Here is an 11,350-nt window from a genome sequence, read left to right on the forward strand (position 1 = left end):
GGCATAGCCATCTTCGGCTATCGGCGGCGGCATCGGCTCGCTGGCATAGCCATCTTCGGCTATCGGCGGCGGCATCACTCGCTGGCATAGCCATCTTCGGCTAACACGGCGGCATCGCTCGCTGGCATAGCCATCTTCGGCTAACACCGGCGACATCTGCCCGCTGGCATAGCCATCTTCGGTTAACACCGGCGACATCTGCCCGCTGGAGCGGTCCGACAGCAACATAATCGCGACGGCTACTCTTCTGCCACAATGTCCGGTGGCGGACGAGACCGCTATAGGACAAATAAAGAAGGGACGGTCCCTGGGTCATTCAAACCTTTTAGGACAGCCTTTATGGCTCTTGCGATCGCGTTTAAGTACGGGCGTTGCCGCGGCGTCGCGCTTTATTCGGCTGGAATGTCGCGAAGCAGCAGCAGCGAAATAAACTGATCCGGCGTCAGTTTTCCGAAATAGTAGTTCAGGTCGACGTTCTGCAGCGTCTTGCGCAGCGCCGCCTCTTCGTACCGCACGTTGGTCAGCAGACTTTCCAGCTCGGCTACGTCGCCCAAACCGAAGAAATCGCCGAAGATGGCTGCGCTTGCGATCCGTCCGTCGACGACGTCCAGACGGACATCGACGATACCTGAAGGGAATTTGTAGGCGTTGCTGATGTTGAATTTGGGCGAGCGTCCGTAGTTCCAGTCCCAATTCCGGTACCGTTCATCGGCGAGCTTGCGGACGCCGGCCCAGTCTTCTTCCGTCATGTCATAGCGCGGCACATCTTCCGGCTCGCAGCCGAACAACTCCCGCAGCAGGGCGTCGCGGAACTCGCCGATCGTCATCGGCTCGGACAGAAACTCGGAAATGTTGGCGACGCGCGAGCGGACCGATTTCGTTCCTTTCGATTCGATTTTCATCGGCTTGACGTTCAGGGCGGAGGAGACGTTCTCCATCCGGGAGTCGAACAGCAGCGTACCGTGGCTGAACATCCGGCCTTTCGTGGAAAATTGCGCGTTGCCGGATATTTTGCGCTCGCCGACTTGAATGTCGTTCCGTCCGCTCAGTTCAGCGTCAACGCCCATTTTGCGGAGCGCATCGATAACCGGGCGGGTGAACTTGGCGAAGTTGTGAAAGGAGTCACCGTCGTCGCGAGTCAAAAAGCTGAAGTTGAGATTGCCGAGGTCGTGATACACCGCGCCGCCTCCGGAAAGCCGGCGCACGACGTGAATCCCGTGTTCGCGCACGTAATCCGCATTGATTTCTTCGATCGTGTTCTGGTTTTTGCCGATAATGATCGAAGGTTCGTTGATATAAAACAGCAAGTAGCTGTCGTCCATCGGAAAATGGCGGAGAGCATATTCTTCCAGCGCCAAATTAAGAGAAGGGTCCGTTATACCTCGGTTATCGATAAATTTCATGGCCGTCCTCCGTGCATTTCGGCTGCCGGCTTGTCCGGCATGCCGTTATCGCCCCGCTGCATATAAGGCGAGACGTGTCTTCATGATAGTTTGGCCGTATGCCGCTGTCAAGCCGGACTGCTGTCCCGGAAAAAACCGGCGGTCAATGGAGGTATTGGCCCTGTAGGACGTTTACATAAGACGTCCGAGATGTTCGCAAGGACAAGTGCGCGGTGCCCACTCCTGTTAACCGCTCATTTTGATTTGACGCGAACGGGGCTCGCGATAAACCCAAAACAGAATGGCGAAGACGACGATACAAGCGACGGTGATGATCGAATTGTAAAAGAAGACGCTGCGCATGCCGAAGCTTTCGCTGGCCATGCCGCCGGCGAAGCTCCCGATTATGCGGGCGATGCCGAGGCTGAGCAAACCGTTGAGCGTCTGGCCGCTTGCCTTCAGTTCATCGGGCACCTCCCGGTTAATGAACGTCGCCATCGTAACCGACAGCACGATAAAGACAAGGCCGTGCAACATCTGCACCGGCAGCATCCAGAGCGGTTCGTGGATGAGAGACGTCACATACCAGCGGATCGCGGTAATGCCCGCCGCGCCCATTAGAATGAACGGAATGGGGATGCGGACCATAATCCGGCTTGCAAACAGCAGAAACGGAATCTCGCTGAGTGAGGAAATGAGCATCGACCAGCCGAGCAAGGCGTTGTTTCCGCCAATTTCTTTGAAATATACCGGGAAAAACGAATAGTAGTAGCCAAGCGTCACATGGATAACGAAACTGATGCCAAGATAGAGCACTAGCTTCCGGTTGCGGAACAACACCCAGATACGCATTTTGCGTCCTTTCGACTGGTGGCCGGCGACGGCCGGAAACCGGGTCAGCAGCAGGAAGCTGGCCGCCATGACGATCGCATACACGACGAACATCGAGCCGATATGGTTCACGGCGATCATGCCGAACACGACGGACATGATGGCGTAGCCGATCGTGCCGCCCATCCGGATGAGCCCGAAATTGCCGGTTTTCAGCCGGTCGATCGTCTCCAGCGTAATGGCGTCGCTAATGGCGAATGCCGAGGTCTGGAAAAACGTAAACACGCAGATCATAACCATTAAATAATAGAAATGGTCCGACAATGGATAAAGCAGCATCGAGATGCCGCTGCCGGCGATCAGCACTTTCAGAATCTGGTTTTTCGTGGCGGCCCTGTCGCCGAGCGTGCCCCAAACCGGCTGCGCGATAATCGCCACGAGCGGACCGAGGCTGAGCAGCGTCCCGATTTGGGCTTCGGTATATCCGACCTCGACGAAGTAGACCGGAAGAAACGTGCCGTACACTGCATTGCCCATATAAAAGACGACGTAGAAGAACAAAAAATAGTAAAGATTTACAGGCACAAGCACCGCTTCCTTATCGTTCGTTTTCTTTATATTTTGGAGCAGCCAAACATATTTGGCAAGAAATTTTCCGAAGCAGGAGTTTAGCGCCGGACGGGCGAATAAGTTACAAATGATGAAAGCGAATCCAACCGATAAGGAGCTGAAAATTTCATGCAGCTGACGGTTTCGCAGAAAAGACAATTGTTCGAACAAGGGTACGTAACCGTCCCCGGAGTCGTGCCGGATATTATGACGGATGCGGCCATCCGTGCCATCAATCGTTCGCTCGGAGAAGGGTTGCCGCCGGAGAGGCTGCCGATTTACCGCGCGCAATCGTTTTGCCCGGAATTGCAGGCCGAGCCGGTCATTACCGATTTGCTGCACAAGACGCCGGCGTTCGATTTGCTCGGATCCGTCATCGATACCGCGAGCATCGAACCGGTGCGGAGCGGGCAGATTGCTTTGCGGTTTCCCGGGAAGGACGATCCGCCTGGCAACGTCCATCCGCATATCGACGGCATGTATTCGCCGACGAACGGCGTGCCGAAAGGGATCATCGGCAATTTTACGGCACTCGTCGGCATTTTCCTGAGCGATGTTGCGGGTCCTTATGCGGGCAATTTTACGGTATGGCCGGGCAGCCACCGGATCAACGGCGAATATTTCCGCGAACATGGCGCGGAATCGCTGCTGAACGGCATGCCTCCCGTCGAGCTGCCGGAGCCGGTTCAGGTGACGGCGCGCCGCGGCGATATCGTCATCGCCCACTATACGTTGTCTCACGGAGTGAGCCAGAACTTGTCTCCCCATACCCGGTACGCCATTTTTTTCCGGATCAAGCATAAGGGGATTACGAAGGACAATTGGCAGCAGTCGATGGAGAACATTTGGCTTCATTGGCCGGGGCTGCATCCGTTTACAGGAGGTCACGCATGACGAACAAAGTGAAAATCGGCGTCATCGGCTGCGGACAAATCAGCGGCATTTATTTGAAAAATTGTACGGAAATGTTCGAGCTCTTGGAAGTGGCGGCGTGCGCGGATATCGTGCCCGAGCTTGCCGCGCGGCAGGCGGAGGCGTACGGCGTGCCGCGCGCGTGTACGGTCGACGAGCTGCTGGCGGATCCGGACATCGAAATCGTGCTGAACCTGACGGCGCCGAAAGTTCATGCTTCCGTCAATTTGCAGGCGCTCAAGGCCGGCAAGCACGTCTACACCGAGAAACCGTTTGCGCTTGCGCGGGAGGAAGCGGATGAAGTGCTGGCGCTGGCGGAAGCGAAAGGTCTTCGCGTCGGCTGCGCGCCGGATACGTTTCTGGGGGGCGGCCTGCAGACATCGCTGAAGCTGATCGACGACGGCTGGATCGGTACGCCGTACGGGGCAAGCGGCACAATTCTGATGGGAAATCCGGCGGACAGCGGGCACCCTAACTTTCATAACTTTCTTACGCTCGGCGGCGATCCGATGATGGATATGGGGCCGTATTACATTACCGCACTTGTCGCCATGTTCGGGCCGGTGCGCCGCGTCACCGGCACCGTCGCCCAGCTGCGCCGGGAAGCGAAGGTGACCAATCCGCAATCGCCGCGGTACGGCGAGACGGTGCCGGTAACCGCGCCGATGAATGCGGCCGCCGTTCTCGATTTCGATAACGGCGTCATTGCGACGCTGCATACGGCCAAGGAGAGCTACGGCTATATGCCCAGATTGGAGGTATACGGCACGGAAGGCATATTGATCGTTCCGGATCCGAACATGTTCGGCGGGCCGATCGTGCTGAAGCAGCGGAACGGCCGGACGAGCGAGATGCCTTATTCGCACGGCTTTACGGACAACAGCCGCGGCATCGGCGTTGCCGATATGGCCCATGCGATCCGTTCCGGCAGACCGCACCGCGCAAGCGGCAAGCTGGCCCGCCATGTCCTCGACGTGATGCTCGGCGTATTCGACGCCGCCGCATCCGGCCGCGCCAGCGAAATTGCCGCGAAGACGGAACGGCCGGCGCCGCTGCCGCTCGGCCTTCCGGGCCACCGCCTGGACGAGTAAGGAGGGTAGTGCGATGCAACACGAATATGACAAAACAAAGGAAATCCGGGTCGGCCTTGTCGGATTCGGCTTTGCCGGGAAAGTGTTTCATGCGCCGGTTATAACGGCCGTTCCGGGTATGCGGCTGGCCAAAATTGTCGAGCGGAACGGCGATTCGTCCCGGAAGCTCTATCCGGAATCGGAAACCGTCCGCCATGTGAATGAAGTGCTTGAGGACGCGTCCATCGATCTGGTCGTCGTCGCGACTCCGAGTCCGACGCATTATGCGGTTGCCCGCGAAGCGCTGCTGGCGGGCAAGCATGTCGTCGTGGAGAAGCCTTTCACCGCAACGAGCGCGGAGGCGGACGAACTGATCGCGCTGGCCGCCCGGCAGCGCAAAATGTTAAGCGTCTATCATAACCGCAGGTGGGACGGAGATTTTATGACCGTCCGCGATCTGGTGAACGCCGGAACGCTGGGCCGGCTCGTCGAATGCAGCTTGCGCTGGGACCGATTCCGTCCGGTGCCCGATCCTTCCAGATGGCGGGAAGGGGAGGCTGCGGCAGCGGGCATCTGGTACGATCTCGGCGTCCATTTTCTCGATCAGGTGCTCTGTCTGTTCGGCCCGCCCGAGACGATTCGCGCGGACATTCGCTCGCTTAGGGACGGCGCCGTCGCTGACGATTATTTCGACGTGACGCTCGAATATCCCGGCCCGTTGATCGTCAGGATAGGGGCGTCGCTGCTCGCCCGCGAACCCGGCCCCCGATATGTTCTCCATGGCACGAACGGCTCGTTCGTCAAGCATGGCATCGATCCCCAGGAGGAGGCGCTGATCCGGGGTATGAGTCCCGCATCTTCGGGCTGGGGCGTGGAACCCGAAGCGCAGTGGGGACGGCTGCACGCGCAAGCGGACGGCTTGGAAATGGAAGGAAGGCTCAAGACGAAGGCCGGTTCCTACGTTTCGTATTATCGCAATATATACGAGCATTTGACTGCAGGCGCGGATTTGGCCGTAACGGCGGAGCAAGCGCGCAAGTCGATCAGACTGCTTGAGCTCGGGCTGCAAAGCAGCCGTGAAGGACGGACGCTCGCTGTCCGCCTGTAGCAGCCGTTCGCCTGCTTTCCCTTCGGTTTCAAGAGCTTGCAAAGACGTTCGAACTGCGCTACAATACGGGCAAGATTTTCAAATTCATTCGGAAATGTAATGGAGGAGTCCTGCGATGCACCAATGACACATGTACCCGATCAACAGACCGTAAGAAGGCCGCAAGGCCATTGCTGCCCAAGGCGGCGGTCACGGGATACGTGTGTCAAAATGGGGTTTATCGCGAATCGGAGCTGCTCCCGAAATGCCGGCTCATGCGCGCATCGTGCTTTGCTTACTCCTTGTCCGGCCTCGACAGGCTTTTTCGCAAGGGAACCGTCGGGAAGAACAAGGCCGGCATTGCGCATGCCGATCAAGTCGCATTTCGCAGCATGCCGACCCATTTTCGCATGGAGACTGACCGTGTGCCGACCGCCGGCCGCGGTTTTATTCATTTTTGCCGAAAATGGGGGTAACGCCATGACTGTGATAGCGAAGCAATTGCGCAAGGAATGGAACGGCGAAACGTTGTTCGAGCAAGTATCGTTCGAAATCCGGGAAGGCGAGCGGATCGCTCTGTACGGACGCAACGGTACCGGAAAGACGACGCTGCTGCAAGCGCTGCTCGGACGGATTCCGCTTGACGGGGGGACGGTATCCCGCCTGCTTCCGCTCGAGCAGTGGGGATCGCTCGACCAGCATGCCGCCGGGCAGGAGGAGATGCCGCTTGCGGAGTTCGTATTGTCGGGAGCCGGAGAACCGTACCGGCTGAAGAAGCGGCTGGAACATCTGCAGGCCGCGATGAGCGGGTCCGATGGACTGGACGAGACGATGGAGCAATACGGGCAGACGTACGATCGTTATCTTCAGCTTGGAGGCTACGATTGGGAAGTGAAGGCCGAGAAGGCGCTGCGCCAGCTTCGTCTCGACGAGTCGTTATGGCATTTGCCGTTCGACCGACTTAGCGGCGGGCAGAAGACGAGAGCGCAATTGGCGGCACTTATCGTGCGGGAGCCGCGCTTTCTCGTGCTGGACGAACCGACCAATCATCTTGATGCCGGTACCTTGGAATGGCTCGAAGAATGGGTGAGCGGATATCCGGGAACGGTATTGTACGTCTCTCACGACCGTACATTCATCGACCGGACGGCGACGGCGGTGATCGAGCTCGTCTCCGACGGGTGCAAGCGGTATGCGGGCGGTTATACGGCTTTTCGCGAGCAGAAGGAATTGGAAAGACGCGCGCAGGAAACGTTGTACAAGAAGCAGCAGCAGGAACGCGACAAGCTGTTGGAAAGCATTCGCCGCTATTCCGAATGGTTTCGACATTCGCACAAAGCGGCAGGTCAAAACGACTTCTACCGATCGAAGGCGAAGAAGAACGTCTCGCGGCTGCATGCGAAGGAAGCGGCGCTGAAACGGCTCGACGACAACAAGGTGCAGAAGCCCCGTGACCCCGCGCAGCTTCATATGCAGTTGGAGAGCGAACGGTTTGCTCCGGCATCGCTGCTGCGGATGGAAGCGGTCAGCTTCGGCTATACGGCCGATCGAAAACTGTTTGACCGATTGGAGCTCGAAGTGGACCGGGGCGACCGAATCGCCCTGATCGGCGCCAACGGCACCGGCAAAACGACGCTGCTCAAGCTGCTGACGGGTGAGCTTCAGCCGTTGGAAGGGTCGGTCCGGCTGCATCCCCAGGCAAGCGTCGGCTACTTCGAGCAAGAGCTTCGCAGCCTCCGCATGGATGAGACGTTGCTGGACCGGTTGCTGACCGTTCCGGATATGACGCAAACGGAGGCCCGGACGCTGCTCGGCTGCTTTATGTTCTCGCGAGACGATGTATACAAGCCGATCCGGGCGCTCAGCATGGGGGAAAAATGCCGCCTTGCCTTTCTGACGCTGCTGCTTAGCAAAGCGAATTTGCTCGTGCTTGATGAGCCGACCAACTATCTCGATATCGATACGCGGGAGCGGGTGGAGGAAGCGCTGCTGCACTATGACGGCGCGCTCGTGCTCGTCTCCCATGACCGCTATCTGGTCAGCCGTCTTGCCAACCGGCTGATCGTACTGGACGGCGTCGGCCGTCCTCGGCTGTTCCCCGGAACCTACGATGAATATGCCGCCACGGACCGAAGCCGTATGTTATCGCCTGCGGAACGGGACCGGGAAAATGAACGCAGCCAGCTTGAACTGGAACTCGCCGTGCTGATGAGCCGCGAATCTCCCGAAGACGAGAAGGAGCGTCAGGAGCTGATGCGAAATATTCGGGAGCTGCGCCGGCGCATCGCGGAAATGGAGGACGGGAAGCGGCCCCCTAATCCGTGAGCCTGACGGACATCTGCAGTCAGATGGGGTATTGGCGCATTTTCTTGCATACCTATAGGGAGGATATTATAATGGAAACACCCATAATATACCCCCATAGGGTATAAGCGGGATATGTGCGAAAATGGAGGGATGGCCATGATCGAAACGCTGAAAGTAAAAGGAATGACGTGCGGTCATTGCGTGAGCAGCATTGAAGGCGCGTTAAAGCAAAACGGCGTGACAGCGAAAGCCGATTTGGCATCCGGCAGCGTAAAGGTCGATTACGACGCGACGAAAATTTCGCGGGAGAAAATCAGGACCATTATCGAGGATCAGGGCTACGATGTCGTCTAATGCCCATACGGTTTTGCGGAAATGTGGCTGTCTCACATGTTCATGGCTCATTTGTCAGCGTGGTGTGCGAGAGGATATTCGATAAGTTTTTTCCGGCTCAAAACCAATACTGCAAAAGTGCAGTTTTTTTCCGCTATTGACAGCTCGAACGCTCAAATTCCTGCGTTTATACAGTATTTTTGACCTCCAAGCGCCTTGTAAGACGGAAACGATCAAAAAATTCTGCACTTTCGCAGAAATTTGAGCCTAAGACATCCGTCAGGGGCGAAAATCCTGCACTTTTGCACTATTCACCGCTCCTCAGCTGTTACCGGCGCCCCTGCCCGTCGGAAAAGGGTCGATCGGCTATCGCCAGTGACAACGTGCCCCGCTGATATAGCTATCCTCGGCTATCGGCGGCGGCATCGCTCGCTGGCATAGCCATCTTCGGCTATCGCCGGTGACACCGGCCCGCTGGAGCGGTTCGACAGCAACATAATCGTGACGGCTGCTCTTCTGCCTCAATGTCCGGTGGCGGACGAGACCGCTATAAGACAAAAAAAGAAGGGCAGTCCCCAGGTCTTTCAAGACCTTTTGGGACAGCCCCGTTCGCCGTCGGCGTGCGGCAAGTTCAGGCGTCCTTCTCCGATGAACGGCTTTGTCCGCTTATTGCGCCTCTGCTTCCGGGAAAGCGGGCGAACGGCAAATAGAGGAACGAGAAGGTCAGCAGGGCGATACCTTCCATGGACAGCAGGTACCACGGATAAGGGCCAAGGTAATCGAGCAATGACGGCGTATCGGGCTTGCGTGCCAGAAACATGTAATTGCCTCCGGTGACGTGGTTGACATACCCGACGATGACGACAAGCGCATTAAGGAAGCCCATCGTAACGGCGATTGACTTCAGCGTCGGTCTGAATCTTTCTACCCATACCATATAGAGCGCGGCGAGAATGATGGCGGTATGGGCCGCGAAAAACTGCCAGAACCGGAAATGCGGATAACCGAAATCGAGCGCCGGCGTAATTAACGCCTGCAATGCCCCGCCGATTCCTGCGAAATAGACAATACCGAACAACAGGCGGCTTCTCGTCAGCAGCATTAAAATGGAGAGATACAATGAAATGCTGCACAGCTCCAGCGGCAGCGTAGACTTCGCGGAGAAAATGCCTTCCCGGATGTACCAAACGTTTAACAGCGCCTCGCTCGCGGTCAGCAGCGTTGCCAGCGCATATCTCCCGCATGCCGCCCGACGCGGATGGCGGAGCTTCGACCGCAAGCCATACAGCGCGAGTACGGCGAGTAAAGCTCCGCCCAATGCCGCCAGATGCGGTATGCCGAAAGCGGCGAAAGGCGCCGCGTGTTCCGCTTCGAACCACCGTTCCATCCCATTCCCCCTTATTTTGCTCCTCTTTGCCATGCATCTTCATCTTATCCGCACCTGACGATCGGCACAAGCCGGCAGCCCCGAAGGCAGAAACGGAATGAGAAAATCTTAATCGCGCCAATGCCCCCATACCCGTTTTCCGCTGCGAACGTTGAAAGAGAGGGGGAGATTTGCGCATGGAATCGAAACGCTGTCTGTTTTGCGATCAGGTTGTGCCGATCAGGCCAAAAGGCGAATACGACTGGTTCCTGGGCTGCCATTGCGCGCCGGGAAGCTTCTACGGTTTGCGGAGAGACGATTATGACGCTTTCGACAAACTGTCATATAACGAGAAAAGGGCCAAGTTTCCAATCATAAGCGCCTATATCCGGGAATTGACCGATTGCGAGGAGGCGGTCGCGCTGTCGTTTGACGACTTGCAGAAGATCGAGCAATCGCCCCGCCTGCCTGCGACGATCGAAGAGAAAGGGCGGCGGTTGCTGCAATTTTTGTACAGGCATTCCAGAGAGCCGGGCGAGGCGGTCATCATTCATCGTCTGCCGTCCAGCTACAATTTGACTTATTCGCCGAATTTACAGGAAATGGTTTATATTATAGAGAAGCTGAAGGAAGAAGGATCGATTGAGCGAACTGGGACGACGTTCCGGCTAACCGAGAAAGGCTGGAAAGAAGCAAAGCACAGCATGTCGGGGAAGAAGCTCAAGCCGTGCTGCGTGCTGATGCCCGCAATCGAAGAGCAGCGGAAGACATGGACGCTGCATGTGCTGCCGAAGATCGAGCAATGCGGCTACTTTCCGCAAATGCCGGACAATTCGGACGATGTCCGGTACGGCGACCAAATGATTCGCCTCATATCTGAAAGCAAGCTGCTGATCGCCGACTTGACCGGTCATCCGGCCGAAGTATATTTCGGCGGTGGCATCGCGCTCGGACTCGACATCCCGGTTATCTGGACCGTTCACCGCACGGACGCGGACAGGCTGTCCGTCAACTCGGAGCGGATTCGGCCGTTCGTATGGGAGGAGCCCGACGAAGTGGCGGCGATGGTTCAGCAACGGCTCAACGGATAGCAGTATTAGATCGTCTGCCCCGGTCCGCACAATCCGGATCGGGGTTTGATATTGAAAGGAATAGAATGGTCGATCGACTGGCGATTCTGATGGAGTCCACTAAGCAAGAATTAACACTTTTGTTAAGGAAGGCTGATTCCACTAACGTAACGGGTGAGTCTCTTGACACGAAACGATACGATGACAAACGATTGAATTGATTCATTCATTGCTTGGTGAAGAATGGAATATTTTGTTTGCGTCTAGTGGACCCGAAGGGATGACATAGCATTGAAATGCAATCCGGACTGATACTTCTGGATGTCATGATGCCCGGAATGGACGGGTATGAAGTATGTAGAAAATTAAACCTGAATTTCGAA

10 protein-coding genes are annotated in these 11,350 nt (G+C 56.9%); 6 read left to right on the forward strand and 4 right to left on the reverse strand.

Translation table 11 applies throughout. The features are described 5' to 3' along the window. The 3 genes from ABEV74_RS22525 to ABEV74_RS22535 form a co-directional block, all read right to left on the reverse strand. Positions 1-228, reverse strand: a 228-nt coding sequence (locus ABEV74_RS22525) for a hypothetical protein (RefSeq protein ID WP_430149838.1), incomplete at its 3' end; no start/stop codon positions are given. Between the two features lie 161 nt (positions 229-389). After that, positions 390-1,403 (reverse strand): lipoate--protein ligase, encoded by a 1,014-nt coding sequence (lplA, locus tag ABEV74_RS22530; protein WP_430149841.1) that lies wholly within the window; start codon positions 1,401-1,403, stop codon positions 390-392. Between the two features lie 225 nt (positions 1,404-1,628). Beyond that, positions 1,629-2,798, reverse strand: a complete 1,170-nt coding sequence (locus tag ABEV74_RS22535) for an MFS transporter (protein WP_430149844.1) — start codon at positions 2,796-2,798, stop codon at positions 1,629-1,631. A gap of 153 nt (positions 2,799-2,951) precedes the next feature. Here ABEV74_RS22535 and ABEV74_RS22540 point away from each other — a divergent pair, with 153 nt between their 5' ends. The 5 genes from ABEV74_RS22540 to ABEV74_RS22560 all read left to right on the forward strand — a co-directional run bounded on the left by ABEV74_RS22540 (position 2,952) and on the right by ABEV74_RS22560 (position 8,552). Continuing rightward, entirely contained in the window at positions 2,952-3,716 is a 765-nt protein-coding gene (locus ABEV74_RS22540; protein WP_430149846.1) for a phytanoyl-CoA dioxygenase family protein, read from the forward strand. Further along, positions 3,713-4,825: a Gfo/Idh/MocA family protein gene (locus tag ABEV74_RS22545; RefSeq protein WP_430149848.1), complete on the forward strand. Its 1,113-nt coding sequence runs from the start codon at positions 3,713-3,715 to the stop codon at positions 4,823-4,825. Before ABEV74_RS22540 ends, ABEV74_RS22545 begins: the two co-directional genes overlap by 4 nt. A 13-nt stretch (positions 4,826-4,838) precedes the next feature. Next, positions 4,839-5,912 carry an oxidoreductase gene (locus ABEV74_RS22550; RefSeq protein ID WP_430149850.1) on the forward strand — a complete coding sequence of 358 codons (1,074 nt, stop codon included), beginning with the start codon at positions 4,839-4,841 and terminating at the stop codon, positions 5,910-5,912. A gap of 459 nt (positions 5,913-6,371) precedes the next feature. After that, a complete protein-coding gene (gene abc-f, locus ABEV74_RS22555; protein WP_430149854.1) occupies positions 6,372-8,216 on the forward strand; it encodes a ribosomal protection-like ABC-F family protein in 1,845 nt (614 codons plus the stop codon). Positions 8,217-8,354: 138 nt separating this feature from the next. Then, positions 8,355-8,552, forward strand: a complete 198-nt coding sequence (locus ABEV74_RS22560) for a cation transporter (RefSeq protein WP_430149857.1) — start codon at positions 8,355-8,357, stop codon at positions 8,550-8,552. A 610-nt stretch (positions 8,553-9,162) separates the two neighbouring features. On the opposite strand, the gene ABEV74_RS22565 is transcribed toward ABEV74_RS22560, so the two are convergent. Next, positions 9,163-9,918, reverse strand: coding sequence for a YwaF family protein (locus ABEV74_RS22565; protein ID WP_213530899.1), 756 nt, complete (start codon positions 9,916-9,918; stop codon positions 9,163-9,165). A 176-nt stretch (positions 9,919-10,094) separates the two neighbouring features. On the opposite strand from ABEV74_RS22565, the gene ABEV74_RS22570 reads away from it, so the two are divergent. Beyond that, entirely contained in the window at positions 10,095-10,988 is an 894-nt protein-coding gene (locus tag ABEV74_RS22570; RefSeq protein WP_430149860.1) for a hypothetical protein, read from the forward strand. Positions 10,989-11,350: the final 362 nt, after the last annotated feature.

It is taken from the genome of Paenibacillus cisolokensis (assembly GCF_050481165.1).
GTDB classification, from domain to species: domain Bacteria; phylum Bacillota; class Bacilli; order Paenibacillales; family Paenibacillaceae; genus Paenibacillus_AH; species Paenibacillus_AH cisolokensis.